Annotated in this window: 18 protein-coding genes; 9 read left to right on the plus strand and 9 right to left on the minus strand. The window is 70.5% G+C overall.

Annotated features, from left to right (window positions below):
• On the plus strand, positions 1-2,397 hold the full coding sequence (locus tag MYSTI_RS06675) for a hypothetical protein (RefSeq protein WP_015346954.1): 2,397 nt from the start codon (positions 1-3) through the stop codon (positions 2,395-2,397).
• Between the two features lie 154 nt (positions 2,398-2,551).
• Here the strand turns inward: MYSTI_RS06675 and MYSTI_RS06680 are convergent, their stop codons facing one another.
• Entirely contained in the window at positions 2,552-3,004 is a 453-nt protein-coding gene (locus tag MYSTI_RS06680; RefSeq protein WP_015346955.1) for a lipoprotein, read from the minus strand.
• A 48-nt stretch (positions 3,005-3,052) separates the two neighbouring features.
• Here MYSTI_RS06680 and MYSTI_RS06685 point away from each other — a divergent pair, with 48 nt between their 5' ends.
• Complete coding sequence (locus tag MYSTI_RS06685; RefSeq protein ID WP_233278192.1) at positions 3,053-3,541, plus strand: hypothetical protein; 489 nt, start codon at positions 3,053-3,055, stop codon at positions 3,539-3,541.
• Here MYSTI_RS06685 and MYSTI_RS06690 read toward each other — a convergent pair.
• Both MYSTI_RS06690 and MYSTI_RS06695 read right to left on the minus strand, forming a co-directional pair.
• A complete protein-coding gene (locus MYSTI_RS06690; RefSeq protein WP_015346957.1) occupies positions 3,538-5,208 on the minus strand; it encodes a GMC family oxidoreductase in 1,671 nt (556 codons plus the stop codon). The genes MYSTI_RS06685 and MYSTI_RS06690 overlap by 4 nt on opposite strands.
• Complete coding sequence (locus MYSTI_RS06695; RefSeq protein WP_233278193.1) at positions 5,205-5,783, minus strand: gluconate 2-dehydrogenase subunit 3 family protein; 579 nt, start codon at positions 5,781-5,783, stop codon at positions 5,205-5,207. The genes MYSTI_RS06690 and MYSTI_RS06695 overlap by 4 nt, the downstream gene beginning before the upstream one ends.
• 176 nt (positions 5,784-5,959) lie before the next feature.
• On the opposite strand from MYSTI_RS06695, the gene MYSTI_RS06700 reads away from it, so the two are divergent.
• Both MYSTI_RS06700 and MYSTI_RS06705 read left to right on the plus strand, forming a co-directional pair.
• Entirely contained in the window at positions 5,960-7,321 is a 1,362-nt protein-coding gene (locus MYSTI_RS06700) for a lipoprotein (protein WP_015346959.1), read from the plus strand.
• Positions 7,318-7,872 (plus strand): hypothetical protein, encoded by a 555-nt coding sequence (locus tag MYSTI_RS06705; RefSeq protein WP_015346960.1) that lies wholly within the window; start codon positions 7,318-7,320, stop codon positions 7,870-7,872. The genes MYSTI_RS06700 and MYSTI_RS06705 overlap by 4 nt, the downstream gene beginning before the upstream one ends.
• A gap of 66 nt (positions 7,873-7,938) precedes the next feature.
• Here the strand turns inward: MYSTI_RS06705 and MYSTI_RS06710 are convergent, their stop codons facing one another.
• Complete coding sequence (locus MYSTI_RS06710; RefSeq protein ID WP_044283150.1) at positions 7,939-8,583, minus strand: DUF3332 domain-containing protein; 645 nt, start codon at positions 8,581-8,583, stop codon at positions 7,939-7,941.
• A gap of 138 nt (positions 8,584-8,721) precedes the next feature.
• Here MYSTI_RS06710 and MYSTI_RS06715 point away from each other — a divergent pair, with 138 nt between their 5' ends.
• Positions 8,722-9,552, plus strand: a complete 831-nt coding sequence (locus MYSTI_RS06715; RefSeq protein WP_015346962.1) for a M15 family metallopeptidase — start codon at positions 8,722-8,724, stop codon at positions 9,550-9,552.
• Between the two features lie 6 nt (positions 9,553-9,558).
• Here MYSTI_RS06715 and MYSTI_RS06720 read toward each other — a convergent pair whose 3' ends face one another.
• On the minus strand, positions 9,559-10,923 hold the full coding sequence (locus MYSTI_RS06720; protein ID WP_015346963.1) for a sigma 54-interacting transcriptional regulator: 1,365 nt from the start codon (positions 10,921-10,923) through the stop codon (positions 9,559-9,561).
• Positions 10,924-11,053: 130 nt separating this feature from the next.
• On the opposite strand from MYSTI_RS06720, the gene MYSTI_RS06725 reads away from it, so the two are divergent.
• The gene (locus MYSTI_RS06725; RefSeq protein ID WP_015346964.1) at positions 11,054-13,741 is read left to right on the plus strand and encodes an amidohydrolase family protein; all 2,688 of its coding nucleotides are present in this window, start codon (positions 11,054-11,056) and stop codon (positions 13,739-13,741) included.
• A 45-nt stretch (positions 13,742-13,786) separates the two neighbouring features.
• On the opposite strand, the gene MYSTI_RS06730 is transcribed toward MYSTI_RS06725, so the two are convergent.
• Positions 13,787-15,310, minus strand: coding sequence for a ligand-binding sensor domain-containing protein (locus MYSTI_RS06730; RefSeq protein WP_015346965.1), 1,524 nt, complete (start codon positions 15,308-15,310; stop codon positions 13,787-13,789).
• Between the two features lie 247 nt (positions 15,311-15,557).
• On the opposite strand from MYSTI_RS06730, the gene MYSTI_RS06735 reads away from it, so the two are divergent.
• Positions 15,558-16,256, plus strand: a complete 699-nt coding sequence (locus tag MYSTI_RS06735; protein WP_015346966.1) for a class I SAM-dependent methyltransferase — start codon at positions 15,558-15,560, stop codon at positions 16,254-16,256.
• A gap of 4 nt (positions 16,257-16,260) precedes the next feature.
• Here the strand turns inward: MYSTI_RS06735 and MYSTI_RS06740 are convergent, their stop codons facing one another.
• Positions 16,261-16,953: a response regulator transcription factor gene (locus tag MYSTI_RS06740; RefSeq protein WP_015346967.1), complete on the minus strand. Its 693-nt coding sequence runs from the start codon at positions 16,951-16,953 to the stop codon at positions 16,261-16,263.
• A complete protein-coding gene (locus tag MYSTI_RS06745) occupies positions 16,950-18,479 on the minus strand; it encodes a sensor histidine kinase (protein WP_015346968.1) in 1,530 nt (509 codons plus the stop codon). The genes MYSTI_RS06740 and MYSTI_RS06745 overlap by 4 nt, the downstream gene beginning before the upstream one ends.
• A 259-nt stretch (positions 18,480-18,738) precedes the next feature.
• On the opposite strand from MYSTI_RS06745, the gene MYSTI_RS06750 reads away from it, so the two are divergent.
• A complete protein-coding gene (locus MYSTI_RS06750; protein ID WP_015346969.1) occupies positions 18,739-20,721 on the plus strand; it encodes a c-type cytochrome in 1,983 nt (660 codons plus the stop codon).
• 7 nt (positions 20,722-20,728) lie between these two features.
• Here the strand turns inward: MYSTI_RS06750 and MYSTI_RS06755 are convergent, their stop codons facing one another.
• Positions 20,729-21,313: a hypothetical protein gene (locus MYSTI_RS06755; RefSeq protein ID WP_015346970.1), complete on the minus strand. Its 585-nt coding sequence runs from the start codon at positions 21,311-21,313 to the stop codon at positions 20,729-20,731.
• A 114-nt stretch (positions 21,314-21,427) separates the two neighbouring features.
• On the opposite strand from MYSTI_RS06755, the gene MYSTI_RS06760 reads away from it, so the two are divergent.
• Positions 21,428-22,408, plus strand: a complete 981-nt coding sequence (locus MYSTI_RS06760) for a hypothetical protein (RefSeq protein ID WP_015346971.1) — start codon at positions 21,428-21,430, stop codon at positions 22,406-22,408.
• The last annotated feature ends 49 nt before the right edge of the window (positions 22,409-22,457 follow it).

The raw sequence follows: 22,457 nt of genomic DNA on the forward strand, positions 1-22,457 counted from the left end.
ATGAAGACCCAAGTCCAACTGCTGTCGCTCGCGCTGCTCGCGCTCACCGCCTGCTCCTCCGGAGGCGGTGGCAACGAAGACGCGGGCACCTCCACGGTGACGGATGTCTGCAACAGCCGCGAGGAGGCGCTGACGCTGCCCGAGTGTGAGCTCAAGCCCGGTGAGCCCCTGGAGCGCTTCCTGGTGCGCGAGGGCGAGACGCGCGAGGGAGACCAGGACTGGTACCGGATTGTCCTGCCCGCCAACACCAGCGCGCGCACGCTGCTCAACGTGAATGGCGTCTACCTGGCCGCCAGCACCGCCGTGCAGCTCTCCGTCTCCGTGCTGGAGCCGCTGGCCGGTGGCGGGGAGACGTCGCTGGCGAAGAAGGACGACAAGCACGGCCAGGGCGCGCCCAAGCCGGTGGACATGGTGATTCCGCTGCGCGACGACCTGAAGGGCAAGACGCTGTTGGTGCTGGTGCAGGACGCGCCGCAGGTCGCCACGCAGCCCAAGTTCGACGCGCGCAATCCCTACCGGTTGACGATGAACGTCCTGGAGGACAAGGACACGAACGAGCCCAACGACGCGCTGGCCGCGGCCACGCCCGTGGCGCTGTCGGGGGTGGCGGGGGCTCGGTCGGGGACGGCGTCCGGCTACCTGGCCACGGACAACGACGTGGACCGCTTCACCTTCGACCTGGCGGCGGGGGAGGTGGCGTACGTGAACATCACTGCGCCCGACCAGGGCGGCGTGCCCAACTGGCGGCTGTCCTACAAGCTGCTGCGCCCCGGCTTCCTCACCAAGGAGGAGAAGGAGGACGAGGGCGAGGTGCTCCCCGCGGTGCGCCCCGGCGTGCTGGCGACGGCGCGCAAGGTGAAGGGCGAGCACGCCGGGAAGTGGATGCTGGTGGTGCAGGGCTACCGGGGACGCACCGGGGCGGACGTGGCGCAGGGCGATGTGAACCAGGCCTACACCGTGGACATCCGCGCCCTGTCGGAGCAGGACCCCAACGACAACAAGCCGCAGCCGAACGACTCGGTGAGCTACGCGGAGCAGCGGGGCCTGGCGTCTCCGTCTCCCGCGTCCTCCACGTCCTTCAAGGGCCGGCTGGGCCACATGGGGGACCAGGACTGGTACGGCGTGAACCTGCCGACCTCCACCGTGCCCACGCGGCTGCGCTACAAGCTGACGCCGCTGGGGACGGGGGGCCGCTACCCGCCGCTGCCCGGCAACCCGGACCGGCAGGTGCTGGTGCTCACGCCGGTGACGACGGGCGCGAACCTGGACGAGTGGCGCAACAACTGTGTCACCAAGCCCGAGGTGTGCCCCAAGGGCTACTCGGAGAGCCCGGACGTCGTCTCGCTGGTGGAGGGCTTCTGCCGGCGCACGGACCTGCCCACGTCGCTGTGTCTGCACTCGCTGCGCGAGGAGACGGTGAACAACCCGCTCTTCACGAACCTGGGCAACTTCCAGGGCGTGCTGCCGGTGCCGCCTCACGGCGCGCAGGTGACGTACTTCTTCAACGTCCAGACGGACGGCACCAAGTGGTCGGACGACAAGGACTACCAGCTGGACGTGACGTGGGAGGCGGAGGACGCGGACGAGGTCAGCCGCTTCGGGGGCCTGGAGACGGAGCAGATGGTGACCCGGCCGATGGCGAGCTCGGCGACGCACCCGGTGCCTCCGGACACCGCGGAGTTCTCCGTGTCGGGCCGGCTGTCCCACGGCTACGGCCGGCTGCGCAACGGGCAGGACCGCGTCAATGGCTTCGGCGTGCGCGGCCCCACCGACTACGACGCGGTGCCCTCCGACGTGGACTCGTACCTGTTCACGCTGCCCTCCGTGGCCTCGCCCGAGGACCGGGCCTGGCTGGTGCAGTGGGAGATACAGAAGCAGCAGGATGGCGGGACGCCGCACGGCATCGCGCTGGACCTGACCTTCTGTGATGGTGACGCCACGGGCGCCGACGGGGGCGTGCAGGACGCGGGCATCCCGGGCTGCGCCGCGGTGCGCGTGGGCAGCCGCGGTCAGCAGCTGACGCTGGGCTACCGCTCGGATGCGCTGCGGGCCTGGCACACGCGGCAGACGGACCCGCTGAGCAGCCTGCAGCCCCAGTACACGCTGGAGGAGCGGGCCAACTCCACCGTCGTCACCCTGGCGCCCTACGCGTGTGGCTGCCTGGAGCGTCGCTTCATGCGAGGCGGGAAGATGCGCGTGGAGGTGTCCGCGTCCGAGCGCCGCTCCTACGAGGACGTGAGCTACACGCTGCGCACCGGCTACGGCGAATATCCCACGTCGTACTCGCGCGACGGCGGCACGTCGGTGTCGTGCCCGGGCTTGGATGACGCGGGGACGCCGACGGATGGTGGGGTGGCCGGTCCGACGGGAGGCTGTGCCTTCACCCGGCAGCCCTGAGCCTTCCGGCGCCTCCAGGCTCCGGCCCCGGATGTATGGCCATGCGGGGTCGGGCCTTCACGGATGTGTGGGATTGAAGTGAGGCCCTGAAACAAAAAAGCGGCGCCCGTGAAGGAGCGCCGCGAGTCGACCGCGGGATGTTGTCTGGGCGAGGCTACTGGGCCGGAGGCTGGATGCCCTTGCCGTTGAGGGTGATGACCTTCTCGGCGGTGTTGGCCGCGTTGGAGCGGATGGTGAGGGTGCCCTGGTAGGTCTTCGCTTCCGTCGGCTTGAAGTTCACCTGGATGAAGAACCGCTTCTTGGAGGCCACCTGGAAGGCCTCTCCCGGCGAGCGCTCCGTCCCGTCCTGGGAAATCTTCAGGGTGAAGACATTCGGTCCGGAGTAGGAAACGTTGGAGACTTCCAGCGTATCCTCTCCCTGATTCGACACCTGCACGGAGTTGAAGCCCGTGGTTCCCACATACGTGCCGGAGTTGTGCTCGGTGTCGAAACCCATCTCGTCACGGTCCGAGATGAGCTGCGGGGCCTTGGGGAGGTCTTCGGGGCTCTCGCCGCAAGCGGCGAGCGAGAAGAAGAGAATAGGTAGCCACGGGGTGTGCAGTCGCATGGACGTTCACTCCTCGCTAGAGGGTCGATGATGATGAATGTTGTAACAGTGTTCTGTCGTTACGCCCAGTGCGCCGGCGTTTTCCTGCTCACGTTGTTCGCGGTGGGCTGTGGAGACACGCGCGACGACTTCATCGGTCCGCGTGTGAAGGATGCCTGTGATGAGTCCTGGCCGGTGTGTGGTCGGGTGGCGGGCTGCATCCTGGGCGCGGAAGGCTATTCAGAGGGCCGCTTCCCGGGGCGAAGCCAGTTCATCGTCCAGGTGCCGGAGGCCTCTCACGTCAAGCTGAGCTTCTACATGGACGAGGTCACCGCCGCCGGAGAGGAGACGGTGGTCATCTTCCACGAGGAGGGCTGCCGCGCTCGCACGCGGCAGGCGGTGGATGGACGCGCGGTGCTCGACTCGATGGAGAAGTTCAGCGTCTTCACTCGAGAGGCGGAGCTCACCGGCGTGGGAGACCACCTCATCGAGTTCGAATCCGACATGCAGGCGCGCTACGCCGTGAAGGTGGACATCACGCCCCTGCGCAATCGCTAACCCCCCGAGGCGACGCCTTGCTTCAGCGCGCGAACCAGATGGCTTGCCACCCGGAAGCTGTTGGCGGAGATGGTGAGCGTGGAGGGCACGCTCCCGCCGGTGGGCATGAAGCTGCCGTCGACGACGTAGAGGTTGGGCACCTCGTGCGCGCGGCAATTCCTGTCCAGCACGGACGTGGCGGCGTCGTCGCCGAAGCGGCAGGTGCCGTGCTGGAGGATGGTCGTCTCGCCGGTGGTGCTGGTGCGCTTGAGCTCATCGGGCTCCAGCCGCATCAGCACCTCCTCGCCGCGCTCCACCAGGAAGCGCGTGGCGGCCAGGTCCATGGGGTGGCGGTCCACGGTGATGGCGGCCACGGGAATCCCATACTTGTCCTTCACGGAGTCCTCCACGCTCACGGAGCTGCCGGGCGTGGGGAGGTACTCCGCGTAGACCTCGAACTGGAGGATGCGCGAGTCGCGGTAGTCCCGCATCCGGTCCTTCAGCGCCTTGCCGAAGACGGCGGACGTGCCCTTGCCCGCCATGCCCAGGGCCGCGTTGATGGGATTGGGGTGCGTCCACATGAAGCCCAGCGTGCCGCCCTTGCGGAAGCCGAAGCGCGCGTCGGGCATCAGGTAGAAGTCCTGGATGCTGCGATTGACGAAGGGGCTGGGGTCCTTCAGCCACGGCCGCTTCTGGGCCTGCTTCGACAGTCGGAAGGTGGCCTGGGCCTCGCCGAAGGAGCTGAAGGTGAGGTTCTTGCCCACCAGCCCGTTGTTGTTGGCGAGCCCTCGCGCGAAGCGGCTGGACGTCGAGTTGAGCAGCAGCCGCGCGCTCTCCACCGCCGTGCAGGACACGACGATGACCTTCGCGGGCTGCTCCTGGGTGACGCCGTCCGGGTCCACGTAGATGACGCTCTTCGCGCGGCCCTTGCGGTCCACCTCCACGGTGCGCGCCATGCAGCCGGGGCGCACCTGCACATGGCCGGTGGCCACCGCCGCGGGGATGAGGCTGGCGTTGGTGCCGCTCTTCGCGCCCACCTCGCAGCCGTAGCTCCCGCACAGCGCGCAGTACGAGCACGGCGCGCGGCCTCGGTAGGGGCGGCTGATGATGCCTCGCGCGGTGGGCAGCGAGTGCCAGCCCATGGCCTGGCAGGTCTTGTCGATTTCCGCCGCCACCGGGTGCACGTCCAGCGGGGGCAGGGGATAGGGGCCGCTGCGCGGCTCCGCGAAGGGGTGGGGCACGGCGTGGCCGGACACGCCCAGCTCCGCCTCGGCCTTGTCGTAGAACGGCGCCAGGTCCTCGTAGGAGATGGGCCAGTCCTCCAGCGTGCTGCCGGGCACCGCGCCCAGCGTGGTGCGCAGTCGGAAGTCCATGGGCTTGAGCCGGTAGAAGAAGCCGCTCATGTGCACGGTGCCGCCGCCCACGCAGTTGGCGGTCCATGCCGCGGAGCTGCGCTCGTACTTGCCCTTGAAGCCCTGGCGCACCAGGTGCGGCTCCTCCCACGGCAACGGCATGAAGAAGTTGCGCCGGCTGTTGAGGATTTCGTCGTGCACGAAGTCCTGGGGCCGGTAGTGCGGACCCTTCTCCAGGACGACGACCTTGAAGCCCGCGCGGCCCAGCTCCAGCGCCATGGGGGCTCCGCCGGCGCCGCTGCCGATGATGCAGATGTCGACCTCGGGCAGGCTCACTTGTGAACCCCGCACTCGCGCAAGCACTTCGGTCCGTCGTAGTTCTCCGGGGGCGCCATGGCGACGGTGCCCACGGCGTCGAAGCCCATCAGCCTCCAGCCCACCTTGCCCTGGTTGCCGCCGTAGGACGGGTCCCCCAGGAAGCCCTCCAGCGTGAGCACGGTGAGCAGCTCCACGAAGTGCGCCTCGCCGCTGCCGGGCTTGCTGTCCTTGAAGAGCGTGAGCAGCTCGTCCTGCTGCGCGGCGGTGATGCTGGAGAAGCCCTTCTGGAACATCCGCTGCGAGCGGTGCTCCAGCGCGGCGAGCCCCTCCAGGAAGTCGTCGCGGATGGGCTTCATCTCCGGTGTCGTGAGGATGCGGTCGATGTAGACCGGCACGTGGGCGTCGAGCGCTCCCGGGTCCTCGTCCTTCGGGAGGATGCGCTCGGCGGCGGCGGCGACCACCGCGTATTCGAAGCGGGAGAAGGTGCGTGGCTCCTGCGCTCCGGGGGTGGTGCCCAGCGGGCCGGGGTCCTTCGCGGGCTTGGGGGCGTCCTCGGAGGAGGAGCGCTTGCAGGCCAGGGGCCCGAGCAGCACGACACTTCCACCCAGGAACGACAGCCGTTGGATGAACGAGCGCCGAGACAGTCGACGGCGAGGAGAACGCGCACGAGGCATAGGTGCGCGAGCGTAACCCAGCACGCGAGGTTTCGCCGCGTGTGGCGTAGAATGAACGCAACGATGTGCACGGCTGAAACCGCAAGGAGACGCAGATGAAACGACACGCCTGGGCACTGGGATTGGTGATGGCATTGGGGTGCGGGAAGGACAAGCCCGACAACCCCGACGCGGGGAGTCCGGACGCGGGGCCGAACCCGACCGGGGGCAGCTTCACCAAGCTGGAGGTGGATGCCGACAAGAGCGAGTTCAATCCCATCTCCAACATCGCGATGGCCGTGAGCGCGGATGACCGCATCGGCATGGCGTACTTCGTGGACACGGGGACTGCGACGGGCAGCGAGACGAACTACGACCTGCGCTATCGCGAGTTCAACGGCGGCGTGCTGGGGCCCGCGGAGAAGGTCATCACGGTGCAGCGCGTGTTCGGTGTGTCCGTGGCCTTCGGTCCGGATGGCCAGCCCGCGGTGACGTACCTGGGCGGAGGCCGGGACACCTCCACGTACTGGCTCCAGAGCGACGTGGCCATCTCCTATCGCTCCGCGTCGGGGACGTGGACGCAGCAGATTGTCGCCACGATGTCGAACGCGGCGGCCATTGGCAATGGCGTGGCTGACGCGGGCTTCCTCGTGGGCCTCAACTCGTCCCTCCTGTTCGTGGACGGCAAGGCGCTCATCGCGTACCGCGATGGACACAACGCGAACTTCGAGGGCCAGGACTGGTCGGCGGCGGACCTGGAGCTGGCCAGCGGCGGGCCCACGAGCTGGGCGTTCCGGATGGTGGCGTTTTCGGCGGACGGGAAGGATGGCTTTGGCGGCCACCTGTCGATGATCATGGGCGGCGCGCAGCCCGCGCTGGTGCATGACCGGACGAAGTCGGGCGCTCAAGCGACGGGCGGCGGCGTGCTCTTCCAGCGACGCAACGCGGATGGCGCGACGTGGTCGCGTCCGGTGACGGTGGCAACGGAGTCCAGCATCGCCAACACCCAGCTGGGGCCCTCCATGGCGTACGACTCGCAGGAGGGCTTCGGCATCGCCGTGCAGAACCGCGGCTCCTCGCGAGGCGATGTGCTGCTGTACATGGATTGCCCCAGCCCCAACGCCACCAGCTGCACCACGACGGGCGAGTGGTCCACGCCGGACCCCGTCTTCGGCAACGGCACGGGCGGCTGGTATCCGTCGCTCGCGTTCGACCCCCAGCACCACGAGCCGTCCATCGCGCACTACTTCTGCTCGCGCGAGCCGGGCCGCAACGACACGAGCTGCAACCCGAACGAGGACAAGCTCGTCATCAGCACGCGCATCGGCGGCAACTGGCGGGAGACGGTGGTGGACGAGGAGGGCGGCTGGTCGCCCAAGCTGGCGTTCCTGTCCAACGGCAAGCGCGTCGTCCTCTACCGCACGCCGGTGGCCGCGCTCAGCAAGAAGGGCGTCCTGCACCTGGCGGTGGAGAAATGAGGCAGTCGCTCCGAGCCCTCGCGGCGCTGTCGCTGGCGGGCCTGGTCTCGGGCGCCGGCATGCTGGCGTGCAGCCGTCCGGACAACTCGCTGTCCGGCAGCGTGTCGGAGTTGTTCCCGTTGGAGGTGTCGCGCGTGGAGATCCTCCGCAACGCGGAGGCCCTCCAGGTGAGCTACTTCCGCAACAACGACCTGGACGTGGACCTGGTGGTGCGGCTCACCGTGTCCACGGAAGGGCTGGACTTGCGGCCCGGCGCGAAGGTGAACCTGGGCGGCACCACGCCCTCGGGCCTGGCGCGCGCCACCGTGGTGCACCTCAACGCGGGAGAGCCCGCGCGGGTGTTCGCGCCGGTGGAGAAGGGGGACCTGCAGCTGGAGTCCGGAGGCCAGCCCGGCCAGCACACGCGCGGGGACTTCTCCATGTCCTTCAAGAAGGGCGACGGCTACGGCGCGGGGCGCAGCCTGGAGGGGACGTTCTCCTCCGAGGCCCAGGACGCGGGCTTCGGCCCGGAAGAGGGCGAGCCCCTGGACGGCAGCGTCGTCGTCCCGTGAGGACCTGATACACGCGGCGGCGCCCGGAGCTTCTCGGACGTCGCCGCGTCGTGTGGGTGAGGCGTGCTACCGCGCGGTGCAGGTGTTGAGCGCCAGCCCCTGGGACATCGTGGACTGGAGCACCGCGTGGCGCGCGAGCGCGGTGGCGCCGCCTTCCTCGTAGATGCGCCGCGCGAGCGCGATGGCCTCGCCGCCATGCACCGTCTTCGTGAGCCCGGCCGCGTCCGTCACCGCGACGCCGCCGTCCGCGGTGCCCTCGGCGCGGACGATGGGGACGCCCGCGTCGTCGCGGACCACCATGCCGTTCTCCAGCGTCTCGAAGTGGCGGACGACGGGCTCCTCGCCCTCGCGCTCGAGCACCAGCGTCATCACGCCCGTCTCCGGGTCTCGCGTCATCTTCAGCTCCTGGTGGGGGCCCAGGTGGACGATGCGCGTGTTGATGTCGGAGCTGCCCGTGCTCGACACGGGGTTCTTCCCGCTCCAGAACTCGATGCTGTTGATGACCAGCGCGTCGATGAACGTGCCCAGCTCATACACAGGCACGATGACGAGCACGAGGAACATCAGCCACTGCACGAACTTCTCATCCGAGATGTTCTTGTTCCAGTTCCAGATTTTCTGGGTGAGCTTGAAACTGCCGAAGCACCCGGTCGCGTGCATCGAGATGAAACCAGCGCACAGCACGGCGAGCCAGGGAGACGGACGCTTCATCATGAACCCTCCTCGGGGGGATGGAAGGACTGCGAAGGCGGCCCCACCATGCCACGGAGGATTTCCCACGCACACCGTGTTTGTGTGCCTTTGTTGGTCTCCGTCACGCCTACGTCCCCGAGGTGCGAGGATGCACTCGTGATTCCTCCTCGAGTCCTCGTGCGGGCCACGGCCCTGTGTCTCGGTTTCCTCGGCGCGCCCGTGCTCGCGTCGGAGCCTGTCCCGCCGGAGGCGTCCGCGCCGAGTGCACGACAGCGGACACCCGAGCCGCCCCCTGCGTTGGCCTGCCTGGCGAAGTGGTATCCGGTGCTGACACCCGTGAGCCTCGAATCAGGCTGGGGCTTCGCCCTGCCGGGGGGACGTGTCTTTCTTTTCGACGACGGAGAGGACAAGCCCTTCGCGCGGAAGCTGGAGGCGCCGGACCTGGAGGACACACTCTCCATTCCCTATCGCACCGGCCCCCTCACCCCCGTCACCCGCGAGGACGACGACCCGGGGCGCATCCGCTTCGAGCCGCTGTTCGAGGCCACCTACGGCGCCTCGCGCGAGAAGGTGGACGTGGTGCCCTGGGTCTTCTTCGGACAGAAGCTGAAGGTTCACCGCAAGGTGCTGCCCGCCTTCCAGCGGGTCGCCGCGCGGCTGGAGCCGTTGGTGGAGAAGGACGCCTCGCTGGGCGCCTTCCTTCGCGGCGCGGGCGGGACGTTCGCGTGGCGCAACATCGCGAACACGAACCGCCGCAGCGCGCACTCCTACGGCGTCTCGTTGGACTTGAACACCGCGCGCTCCCACTACTGGGAATGGCAGCGGCCGAAGTCGCCGGTGCGCTGGCGCAACGCCGTGCCCCAGGTGCTGGTGGACGCCTTCGAGGCGGAGGGCTTCATCTGGGGCGGGCGCTGGTACCACTACGACACGATGCACTTCGAGTACCGCCCGGAGCTGCTGGACCCAGCGTGTGCTCCGGCGCGGTGACGCGGCTCAGTCGCTCTCGCTCTGCACGAGCCCGTACTTGTGCAGCAGCGAGTAGAGGTGCTTGCGGTCCAGCTCGGCCTCGCGGGCGGCGCGGGCGATGTTGCCCTTGGCGCGGCCCAGCAGGCGCGTGAGGTACTCGCGCTCGAAGGCGCGGATGAGCTCGTCCTTGCAGACCTTGAAGGGGCCGGTGAACTCGGCGGGGAGGAAGTCGCCGGCGGGGGCGGGGGGCTCGCGGGTGAACTCGCGCAGGAGCGCGTCCCCGGCCAGCTCCGGGATGTCCACCATGTGCCGCGCGCGCTCCAGGGCGTTGCGCAGCTCGCGCACGTTGCCCGGCCAGGTGTGGCCGGTGAACTGCTCGCGAATCTTCTCCGGCAGCCGCAGCCACAGGCCCTCGCCCGCGAAGGCGTCCACCAGGAGGGGGATGTCCTCCTTGCGGTCTCGGAGGGGCGGCAGGCTGACGGTGAAGACGGAGAGGCGGAAGTAGAGGTCCTCGCGGAAGCGGCCCGCCTGCGTCTCGGCCCACAGGTCCTTCTTGCTGGCGACGACGATGCGCGCGTCGAAGGAGATGGCCGTGGACGCACCCAGCCTGCGGAACTCGCGGTCCTCGATGGCGCGCAGGAGCTTGGGCTGGAGGTCCAGCGCCAGGTCGTCGATTTCGTCCAGGAAGAGCGTGCCGCCGTTGGCGCGCTCCAGGCAGCCGATGCGCTGGCTGACGGCGCCGGTGAAGGCGCCCTTCTCGTGGCCGAACAGCTCGCTCTCGATGAGGGAGTCGGAGACGCTGGCGCAGTCGAAGACGACCAGCGGGCCGGGCGCGCGCGGGCTGAGCTTGTGGATGGCCTTGGCGGCGGCGCCCTTGCCGGAGCCTGTCTCGCCCACCAGCAGCAGCGTGGAGTCGGTGGGGGCGATGCGCTGGAGCAGCGCGAAGATCTGCCGCATGGGCAGGCTGCGGCCCACCAGGTCTCCGAGCCGGTCCTCCACCAGCGGCTCCACCTGCACGGGCGCCAGCTGCGGGCTGAAGCGCAGGCGCACGTCGCCCACCTCCAGCAGCGCGCCCGGACGCAGGTACGCCTCGCGCACCTGGGCGCCGTCCAGGAAGGTGCCGTTGGTGGAGCCGAGGTCCTGGACGAGGAAGCGGTCGCCCTGGCGGCGCACCATCAGGTGATTGCGGCTCACCGTGGGGTGGTCGATGACGACGTCGTTGTCGGGGGCCTTGCCCACACGCAGCGCTTCGTTGGCGAGGGGGAAGACGGTGCCGGCGCGCTCGGTGTCCAACAGGACGAGGTGGAACTGCTGCGCGGAGAGTCGCTCACCCTGGCCTCGTGCGTTGATGACTGTGTGCGAGGGGATGGGGGCTGGGGGGAGAGGGGACATGACCGGGTGGGGATTCTAGACGGCTTCTCGTCGTCAGGTGATTTCCTGTCCGCCGGGAGCGCGCCCGCCCTCTGGGCGGCCGGGCATGTGGTTGGAGCCCCAGGGGAGCGTGATACGACGGACGTCACCTATGCGGACCCCTTCCTTGCTTCTGTTGCTGGCCTCTGCTTGCGCCACGGTTCCCAGGACTCCGGCTCCCGCTACCCCGGCGGCGGCCACCCCTCCGGCCCCGACGCGTGTCTGGAAGCAACCTCGCGCGGTGGTGGTGCGCCACGCCACGGTGATGCCGGCCACGGGGCCCGCCATCGAGGACGGCGCGGTGGCCTGGGTGGACGGCAAGCTGACGGCGGTGGGGCGAAACGCGGACGTGGCGACCCCCCCGGGGGCGGAGGAGGTGGACGGCACGGGGCTGTACGTCACCCCGGGCATCATCGACGCGCACAGTCATCTGGGCGTCTACGCCAGCCCCGCCTCGTTCTCGAATGACGACGGCAACGAGGCCACCGCGCCGGTGACGGCCGAAGTCTCGGCGGAGCACTCCTTCTGGCCCCAGGACCCGGGGCTCCAGCGCGCCGCGGCGGGAGGCATCACCTCCCTGCTGGTCCTGCCGGGCAGTGCCAACCTGGTGGGTGGCCGGGGCTTTCCGGTGAAGCTGCACTTCGGTCGCTCGGCGGCGGAGATGCGGTTCCCGGGCGCCAAGGACTCCCTGAAGATGGCGTGTGGTGAGAATCCGCGCCGCGTCTACGGCGTGGACCGCAAGACGGCGCCCTCCACCCGCATGGCCAACGTGGCGGGCTACCGACAGGCCTTCGCCCAGGCCCGCGAGTACATGGCCAAGCAGGCCGAGTGGGCGAAGAAGCAGGAGAAGAGCCCGGACGAGGCGGGGCCCGCGCCGCTGCGCGACTTGAAGCTGGAGACGCTGGCGGAGGTGCTGCGCGGCAACATCCTGGTGCAGAACCACTGCTACCGCGCGGATGAGATGGAGGTGATGCTCCAGGTGGCGGCGGAGGCGGGCTACTCCATCCGCGCCTTCCACCACGCGCTGGAGGCGTACAAGGTCCGCGACAGCCTGGCCGCGAAGAACGTGGCCGTGGCGACGTGGGCGGACTGGTGGGGCTTCAAGCTGGAGGCGTGGGACGGCATCCCGGAGACCGCCGGGCTCGTCTCGCAGGCGGGCGGGAAGACGGTCATCCACTCCGACTCCGCGCTGAGCATCCAGCGGCTGAACCAGGAGGCCGGCAAGGCGATGTGGCGCGCGCGCGAGTCGGGCATCCCCATCCCCGAGGAGGAGGCGCTGCGCTGGGTGACGCTCAACGCCGCGTGGGTGATGGGCGTGGAGAGCGCCACGGGCTCGCTGGAGCCGGGGAAGATGGCGGACGTGGTGCTGTGGAAGAACCACCCCTTGAGCGTCTACGCGCGGGCGCAGCGCGTGTGGGCGGACGGCGTGGGGACGTTCGACGCGAGCCAGGGCGCCACCCAGGTCAGCGACTTCGAGGTGGGCGACGTGGCGGCGAACGCGGCGAAGCTGGTGGCCGCGCCCGCGGCGGCGCCGTCGCTGGCGGACCTGGGCCTGAGCGAGCGCTGCGACGTGACGAAGGACCGCGCGTGCGCGGAGCGCCTGGCCCCGACGGCGGAGGCGTGCACGGTGTTCCACGGCGTGACGGCCTTCACGGGCTCGGCGTGGCTGAAGGGCGCCACGGTGGTGCTGGAGAACGGCAAGGTCGCCAGCATCCAGGCGGACGGCGGTGACTCGCTGCCGCCCGCGTGCCGCGTGGTGGACGGGAAGGGCCGGCTGTTGACGCCGGGCTTCGTGGACTCGCTCACCGTGCTGGGGCTGGTGGAGGTGAGCGCGGAGGAGTCGACGCAGGACGACGGGCTGCGCGGGGACGCGGCGAAGCGGGACGTTCGCGCGGCGCTCCTGGCCTCGGATGGCGTCAACCCCGCGTCGGTGGTGCTCCCGGTGGCGCGGCTGGGCGGTGTCACCAGCGTCCTGACGCACCCGCGTGGCGGACTGGTGTCCGGGCAGAGCGCGCTGCTGGCGATGGACGGCTCGATCCGGCGCGCGTCGCTGGCCATGCACGTCCAGCTGGGCATCTCCGGACGCGACGCGGTGTCGGGCTCGAGGGCGCTGGTGCTGGAGCGGCTGCGGGAGATTCTCGCCGACGCGCGCGACTACAACCGCCGCAAGGGCGACTTCGAGCAGGGGCGCATGCGCGACTTGTCGGTGAGCCGCCTGGACCTGGAGGCGCTCCAGCCGGTGCTCGCGGGCACGCTGCCGGTGGTGGTGCACGCGGACCGGGCCTCGGACCTGCGCGTCGCGCTGGGCCTGGCGCGTGAGTACAACCTCAAGCTCATCATCGCCGGGGGCGGTGAGGCGTGGATGGTGGCGCGGGAGCTGGCGGCGGCGAAGGTGCCCGTGATTGTTCAGCCCACGCAGAACCTGCCCGCGGACTTCGACCGGCTCAACAGCCGCCTGGACTCCGCGGCGCTCCTGAGCAAGGCGGGCGTGAAGGTCCTCTTCTCCATCATGGGAGACCACGGCCTGGTGCGCACGCTGCCGCAGGAGGCGGGCAACGCGGTGGCCTGGGGCCTGCCGCACACCGACGCGCTGCGCGCGATGACGTCCAACGTGGGAGAGGCGTTCGGCCTGCCCCTGGGCAAGCTCGCGCCGGGCGCGGTGGCGGATGTGGTGCTGTGGAACGGCGACCCGCTGGAGTCCTCCACGCGCCCGCTGGGCATGTGGCTGGCGGGACGTCAGGTGCCGCTCGTCACGCGGCAGCAGGCCCTGTTCGAGAAGTACCGCGAGCTGCCGAAGTAGGCGGCCGTCCCCGCTCGAGCGAGGACGGCCACCGGGGCGTGCTGGCTACTCGCCTTCGTAGATGCCGATGGCGCCCGCCACCCACTTCTGGGTGGTGGTGTCGCGGTAGCCCATGAAGGACACGAGCATCCGCCGGTCACTCCCGTGGCCGTCCGCCTGGATGTCGCTGATGCGCGACATGCCGTACTTGCGGCCGAACTCCGGCAGGCCGTAGGTGGTGAAGTCGCCGCCCTTCAGCCGGGAGATGCCGCCGCCCCACGACGCGCCGGCCCAGAGGCTCCCGTCCCTGGGGTCCAGGCCCAGGGCGGACAGGTGCCTGTCCACCAGCCCGGAGCCGGAGCCCACCCGGCGCAGCACCTGGCCGCCCGAGTCCAGGTGCACCAGCCCGTTGCTGAACGAGCTCAGCCACACGCTGCCGTCGCCCATCACCACCGCGCCGGAGATGTTGTCCGGCACGCGCTCGCTGGGCTTCGAGTACTCCGGCTTGGCGTCCGGCCAGAGGTCCCGCTTGTTGTCGGCGTCCGCCTCCGAGCCCGTCTGCGCGTGCCAGAAGTTGCCGCCCGTGGAGCCGTAGCGGAAGCGCGTGGTGCGGTCCGAGCCGCCGAACCAGACATCCCCGCTGGGGTCCACCGCGACGCCGTAGTACGCGTCCGTCAGCAGAATCACGTTGCCGCGCGCATCCAGCGCGTTGACGGACGGGTGCACGTGCTCGAAGACGCCGGAGCAGTTGAGCTGGCCGTTGCACATGGGCGCGCCGGAGAACGTCGCATCCCCTCGCGCGAAGCCGTGGTTGCCGCCGAACCACACGCTGGGCTTGTTCCGGCCGATGGCCTGCTTGTCGTAGCGGATGCGCAGGATGTTGCAGATCTTCTCGCGCCCGCGCTTCTCGGCCGCCACCACGTCGGGGCCGGAGAAGATGTCGTAGTGCACCACGGTGAGGGTGCCGTCCTGGCGCAGCGTCACCCGGTCCGCGTCGCCGCTCTTGTAGCGGGCGGGGTCCGGGCTCGGCCCGTCCCAGTTGTTCTCGCAGTGCTCGGAGCCCGTGCCGGGAATGCCCTCGTAGCCCACGAAGACGGTGCCCGCCTTGGCGCCCGCCACGGAGATGACCTTCAGGTACTTGATGCCCGGAGGCGCGGTGCCGTCCGGCATGTAGCCGTACGGACGCAGGCCGTGCTCCATGCCGAAGCGCTCGAAGCGCTCCGCGCCGGGCTTGAGGAGGAACAGGCCCTCTTCACCACCGGCGACCCAGATGTTGCCGCCCTCGTCGGCCGTCACGCCGTACACGGTGAGCGGGCCGCCCTGGTCCGCGCCCACGAAGCGCCAGCCCGGCGCGGAGGGCAGCGGGGGAATCTCCGCGTCCTGTCTGGGGTCCGGCCCCGCGTCCGGCGGTGGGCCCGCGTCGGGAGGCTCCGGCTGTGGGCCCGCGTCGGGAGGCTCCGGCTGCGGGCCGCTGTCGGGAGGCGGGCCGGCGTCGGGGGGCTCGGGCGGAGGGCCCGGGTCATCCATGTCCGGGTTGTCCTGCTGAGACTCGTCGTTGGACTTGGAGCTACAGCCCCCCAGGGTCCACATCACACACGCCAAGAAGAGCGCGCCTGGCCAGCGCAATCCCCGTGTCATTCCGCTCACCCCACGAATGCCTGGCCGCCCTGGATGGGCAACCGTCCAAGCCCCCTCAGTCGCAAGGCCGATGCCAGGATTCGTTGGCGCTCCATGGGCGACTCCGTCCGCTCCTCGACAGGGGGTGGGAAGCGCGGTGCCCTGTCTGGGCAAGTCGCTGTCCCGGAGGACCCCCCATTCGTGCTAGTGGCTTCCTGAAATGGGTGGGAACGACGCACGCGGTCGCACACCGCTGTCATTGGTGGGCCAGGAGCCGGACCTTCTTTTCTACACACGCCAGGCGGCCGAGCACGGCGCGCCGGTGTTGGTCCTGGGCGCCGCCAACGGCCGGGTGGTCTGGGCCCTGGCCGAGCACGGCTACACCGCCGTGGGCGTGGACCCGTCGGAGGTGATGATTCGCTCCGCCGAGGAGCGCCGCGCCTCGGAAGCCCTGGAGGTCTCCAACCGCGCCCGCTTCCTCGTCGCGGACCTGCGCTCGCTGCGGCTGCCGGACCGCTTCCCGCTGGTGCTGGCCCCGCAGCACGCGCTGGGGTTGATGCCCGGCAACGATGACCTGGAGGCGCTCCTGGCGACGGTGCGCCACCACCTCACGCCGGACGGCACCTTTGTCTACGACGTGCTCAACACGCCGCGCGAGCCGGTGCTGCCGCGCGATGACGAGGAGCCCAACGCGGGGCTGGAGCCGCGCCGGCCCCTGTTCGCCCTCCACCTGCGCGAGCGCAAGCAGCCTGGAGTGCCCAGCCCCATCCGCCGCCTCAAGCTGCGGCACTTCTCGCCGGAGGAGCTGGACGCGGCCCTCACCGCCGCGGGCTTCACCCCGCGCGAGCGCTACGGCCGCTTCGACGGCAAGCCCTTCGATTTGGAGGACTCACGGCACATCGGCGTCGCCGGGCCGTGAGGGCTCACTTCTCGAAGCGGTAGCCCAGGCCGCGCACGGTGACGAAGTGGCGCGGCTCCTCCGGGTTCGGCTCGAACTTGAGGCGCAGCTGGCGCATGAAGTTGTCCACGGTGCGCGCGCTGCCCTCGTAGTGGTAGCCCCAGGCGCCGGACAGCAGCTCCTCGCGGGTGAAGGTGCGGTCCGGATGCGTGAGGAAGTGCGCCAGCAGCTTGAACTCCTGCGCGGTGAGCTCCACGGGCGTCCCCCCGCGCGCCACCGTGCGTGAGTTCATGTCCACGCGCACGTCGCCGAACGTCACCGGCGGCGCGCCCCCTTGCGTCGGGTAGCGGCGGCGCAGCACGGCCTTGATGCGCGCCAGGAGCTCCTGGAGCCCGAAGGGCTTCACGACGTAGTCATCCGCGCCCAGGTTGAGGCCGAGAATCTTGTCCGTCTCCATCCCCTTGGCGGACAGCACCACCACGGGCGTGTCGCGGCCGCGCTGGCGCAGCTCCTTGAGCACCTCGTAGCCGTTGAGCTCGGGCAGCATCAGGTCCAGCACCATCAGGTCCGGGGCGTCATCCAGCGCGCGCTGGAGGCCCGTGCGTCCGTCCTGGGCCTGGAGCACCTCGTAGCCCTCGAAGCGCAGGTTCATGGACAGGCCCGCGAGGATGGACAGGTCGTCCTCGACCACCAGGATGCGCCGGGTCGCTTCGCTCATGACTTCCGTACCGGCAGTTGGATGGTGAACCGGCTGCCGCGGCCGGGCTCGCTCTTCACGGAGATGCGTCCTCCGTGAGCCTCGACGATTCTCCGGGCGATGGCCAGCCCCAGCCCACTGCCCTCCGTCGTCCGGGTCATCAGATTGTCCACCCGATAGAAGCGCTCGAAGATGCGCTTGCGTTCCTTCGGCGCGATTCCCACTCCGTTGTCCTCCACCGACAGGTCAATCCACCGCCCCGCCTGGCTCGCGCTCAGGGTGATGCGCCGGTCCTGCGGCCCGCTGTACTTGTAGGCGTTCTGCAGCAGGTTGAGCAGCGCCCCGGCGACCGAGTCCTTGTCCACGTCCACCCGAGGCAGCCCCTCCGCCACGTCGACCTTCAGGTCCACGGTGCTGTCCATGCGCTGGGTGCGGAAGGCGGCCACCGCCGTGTCCACCACGTCGGACACGGGCAGGGCCTCGCGCTGATACACCTTGCGGCCGCCCTCGATGCGGGACCAGTCCAGCACGCGCTCGATGAAGATGGACAGCCGCTCCGTCTCCCGCGTCAGCATCGTGAGGATCTCCTGCATCTGCGCCGGGTCCTTGAGCCGGCCCAGCGCGAGCATCTCGATGAACATGCGGATGGACGTCAGCGGCGTGCGCAGCTCGTGGCTCACCAGCGAGACGAAGTCCGTCTTCATGCGCGACAGCCGCGCCTCGCGGTAGAGCACGCGGCCCGTGTAGACGACGCCGAACGTCAGCGTCAGATAGAACAGGCCCAGCAGCACGCCGTACACGGCGCGGTTGCGCGTGGAGGCCCGCGCCACGGGGTCCTCGCCGGTGGGCAGCACCACCAGCCGGTAGTCCTGGAGCGGAGGGGACAGCACGCGCTCGGCCAGTCCCTGCGGACCCAGGGCACTGGCGCGGGCCTGCGCCACCTCCGACACCAGCTTGCCCACGAGCCCGCTCTCCACCGTCTCGCGCGGCACGGCCAGGAGGCCGATTCGCACCGGCTCGCTGGACACCGCGCGAGGCTCCACACGCTCCGCCAGCAGCATCTCCAGGGCGCGGACGGACAGCCGGACGCCGCGCACGACGGTGCCCTGGCGCTGCGTCACCACCACCACGGTGCGCCCCGCGGAGGACAGCGAGAAGACGGTGGGGGACTCGGGGAGCGCGCCAGCCTCCGGCAGCACCGCGGTCAAGGTCTCCGCCAGCGCGGGGTCCTCGGTGAGCACCCGTCCGCCCTCCAGCTGGAAGGTGCCGTGCGGCTCGGAGAGGATGCGTCCGTCGGTGGCGACCAGGTTCAGCCTGCCGCCTTCCTCCTCGAGCCGGGCGGAGGCCAGCTGCCGGGGCAACTCCTGGGACAGCGTCTCCAGCGTCCCTCGCCAGGCCGACTCCAGCCGCTTCTCCACCGCCGCGCGCTCGTTGATGATGGCCACCACGCCGAAGCCGGACAGGCCCGCGGATGGCAGCACCACCAGGACGATGAGCAGCGCGAAGGTGCGCCGGAAGCTGAGGATGACCGAGGAGGGACGCGACACGTCTCCCTCATTTACCCTCACCCGGGGCAACACGCTCGTGGCGTTTCGTCCCGGGGCCCCCGCTCGACTGTCCGCCACCCGCACCCGAGGTGGGAGAGGGCATCGACTTCTGGGGCCCGCTGGTGCAAGCATGGCGGGCTCGCGGGGGAGGCGAGCGACCTGGGCCGGGCGCCATTTCCCCTCCGCGACACGGCGCGGCATTCCCGGTGATGAGCGTGGCGAGCGACATTCTCGCTGGGGACGCGCGGGAGGAGACTTCATGAGACGGCACGTTCTGGCCGGGGTGGCGGCGGCGCTGCTGGGACTTTCGGCGTGCGAGGACCGGTCGACCGACGGAGGGTGGAGCAATTCCTCGGGCACGGTGGCGCTCAGCCGGGATGACGCGTTCCTGTACGTGGTGGACGCGGACAACGGCGTGCTCTCGGTCGTGGAGACCGCGCGCGGCGAGAAGGTGGGCGAGGTGAAGGTGGGCGTGGGCCCGGAGCGCGTGGTGGTGGGGCCCGACGACACCGTCTACGTCTCCAACCGCGGGGAGCGCAGCGTCTCCGTCATCCGCCGGGGCGACTGGAACGAGGCGGCGCGCGTGACGGTGGGCGTGGAGCCCATGGGCATGGCCGTCTCCCCCAAGGGCGACACGCTCTTCGTGGTGAACAGCACCGCGCGGACCTCCACCGAGCACGGCACGCTGATGGCCGTGGACACGCGCACGCTGGAGCTTCGCTGGGAACTGGCGGTGGGGGATGAGCCTCGCGGCATCGCGCTGGTGGACGGCGGGCGCCGCGCGCTCATCAGCCTGTTCCGCCAGGGGGACCTGGTGACGGTGGACCTGGCGGACGCGCATCAGCCGCGCCTCCAGCGCGAGCACACGGACCTGTATGCCCGGGCCAACGAGGAGCGGGGCGCCATCCTCGGTGATCCGGTGGTCTCGCCCACCTCCTTCCGTCCCCGAGGCATGGCGGACGTGGTGGTGTCCCCCGACGGCCAGCACGCCTTCGCGCCCGTGCGGTGGTCTCGCGAGGACCCGCTGGCCAGGTCGGGCCCGGCGCGCGGTGAGTCGCTCTATGGCGGCGGAGGCCCATGCAACGCGTCGGGCGTCGTGGTGCCGGGGCTCGTCACCTTCAAGACGGAGGATGGCTCGCCTCGGGTGGATGACCTGAACAAGTGCCGCCCCTCGTTCGGAGAGGTGCCGGACTTCCCCGCCTCCACCCTGGTCAGCACGGAGAACACGCACCCGCTCCAGGGGCCCGTGGCGGCGGTGGTGGACCCGTCGGGTGAGTGGCTCTTCGTGGTGCACCGCGAGACGGACAACGTGGCCATCCTCCCCACGGGCCGCCGCACGGGGGATGACCTGGAGACCACGCGGGGCAGCGCCGTGAGGCAGGTGGTGCGCGTGGGCTCGGGCCCCAGCGGCATCGCGCTGACGCGGGATGGGCGCAAGGCGTACGTCCACAACGCCTTCGACCACTCGGTGACGACGCTGGTGAATGACGGCTCGGGGGCGCGGACCAATGTGCGCACGGAGGGCTCGCCGCTCTCCGTCGCGGGGGACACGCTGTCGCCCCAGCAGGCCGTGGGCCGCAAGCTGTTCTACTCCGCGCTGGACTCGCGGATGACGAGCCGGGATGTGTCCGTGTCCTGCGAGTCCTGTCACCTGGATGGCCGCGAGGACGGCCACGTGTGGGGCTTCCCGGATGGGCCGCGTCAGACGCCCAGCCTCGCGGGGCGCGACGTGACGCGGACGGCGCCGTTCCACTGGAGCGGGGAGTTCCCCACGCTGAAGGACTTCCTCGACGCGACGGTGACCAGCCGCATGGGCGGCGGGGTGCTGGACGCCACGCTGGTGACGCAGCTGGCCGCCTTCATCGACGTGATTCCCGCGCCGGACAATCCCTACGTGGGCGCCGCCCCCACGCTGTCGCAGGCGCGCGGCGCGGAGGTCTTCAAGAAGGCCGGCTGCGACAAGTGCCACGCGGGTGAGCACCTCACCAACAACCAGCAGGCCCACGTGGGCACCTTCATCACCGACGGAGTCCTCCAGGACACGAAGGAGGTCCGTGAGAAGGGGCTGAACACGCCGTCGCTCCTGGGCCTCGCGCGGACCGCGCCCTACCTGCACGACGGCAGCGCGAAGTCGCTGAAGGGGCGGCTGACGGAGCGCCGGCAGTCCACCGCGCACGGCTCCACGGCGGAGCTGACGGACGCGGAGATCGACGACCTGGTGGACTACCTGCGCACGCTGTGACGCGGGCTCACGGGGTGCCCGCGTCCGGAGGAGGCGTGGGCGCCGCGGGGGCCCCGAGCTGGAGCACGTCCGGGCGCGTGGCGGTGAGCGCGGCGCGGGCCACGTCCAGGGCCTGTTCCGGCTCTCCGCCCAGCCAGGTGACGACGAGCGCGCAGGGCGTGTCGTCGTCCCACGTCATCACCTGCAACATGCCCTGCGCGGGGGAGCGGCGCGCGGCGGCGCGGCCGAGCGCGGGAATCTCCTCGCCGCCCGTCTGGAGTGACGGGGCCAGCAGCGCGTGCGGGTCCGCCTGGGCGTAGTGCGGCCGGCAGTCCCAGGTCACCGACACGGTGACGTCTTTCTCGGAGGCGGAGCGGAAGATGCACAACGGGCCGCAGGTCGGACACGTGCGCTCCTGCTTCATCGTGAAGCCGGGCAGCATCGCCTCTCGCACGTCGGCGGGGAGCAGCACCTCGCACGCCGGAAGTGTCTCTTGGGTGACGGGCGCCCGCGCGGCGCCCGCGTCCGGCGCTGGCTCCGCCGTGCGCGACCGGCATGCGAGTCCCAGGGCCAGTGTCACCCACAGCGCCGCGCGCCCTCCGCCTGCCCTCATCTGGTGGTCCCTCCTCGGGCGCCCGCCCATCCCTGGCGCGGGGCGGATGGTAGACCGGTGAGGCGGTGTCGCGGAGACGTTTCCCGCCGGCAACACGGTGGGTGGGGGACGGGCATGGCTCGTGTCCTCCCCTCGCCGTGGACTAAGCTGGCGGGCGCGTTCATGCCCCCCGTCCGCTTCCTATTGGTGCCACTCGCCCTCGTGCTGGGGCCGCCCGCCTGGGCCCAGGCCCCCGTGGCCGCGCCTGCCGCGCCGGCCGCCGCCACCCCTCCGGTGGAGGCGCCTCGACGGAACCAGGCTCCGGACGAGGCCGTGTGGACCGAGTTCCCCGGACGCCCCTCGGAGCCCCCTCCGGGCGCTGTCACCGTTCCGTTGCCGGAGGTCTCCGACCGCCCGCCGCTCGTGCCGGTGGAGGACGTGCAGCCGAGCGGAGGCAAGCGCCCCAAGCCCCCACCCGGGCCGCCCGCACCCACGCCGGCCCCCGTGCCCAACCGGGTGAGCCTGCTGGGGGCTCGCACGGTGGGGGCGGGCGGGGTGGCGGTGGGGTTCTCGCTGGGCTTTCCCACGCTGTCGGCGCGCGCCGCCGTGGGGGTGACGTCCCGGTTCGACGTGCTGCTGGGGTTCGACAGCCTCTATGGCCTGATGAACGAGGCCCGGCTGGGCTGGCGCTGGAGCGTGCTGGACGGCGGTCCCCGGTGGAGCCTGGGCGTGGTGATGGAGGCCAGCCACGCGTTCTTCCTGCGGTCGGCCCGCGCGGAGGAGCGGGGCGCGCGCTACGTGACGGGACGGCGCAACTGGAACGTCATGCCGGGCCTGGTGGGCTCCTTCCAGTTCGAGGGCCACCGCGCCAAGCGGATGTTCGTGGACACGCGCTACCTGCTGACGGTGGACACGGAGCCCACCCAGCGCACGCCGCTGGGAGGACTGCCGCCCGACCAGGTGTCGGCCAGCGCGTGGACGTTCCGCGTGGGCGCGGAGATGCCGCTGAGCGAGAGAACGTCCTACTTTGTCTCCGCGGGGGGCGACGTGCGCGGTCGCTCCGTCGACGCGGACTTCATGCCGGTGGTTTCCGTCGGCATCGTCACCGGTCTCTAGATGCCTGGGCCGTCGGCGCGGCAGTGCCCATCTCTTCATCTCTCCTGAG

It is taken from the genome of Myxococcus stipitatus DSM 14675 (assembly GCF_000331735.1).
Classification (GTDB): Bacteria; Myxococcota; Myxococcia; order Myxococcales; family Myxococcaceae; genus Myxococcus; species Myxococcus stipitatus.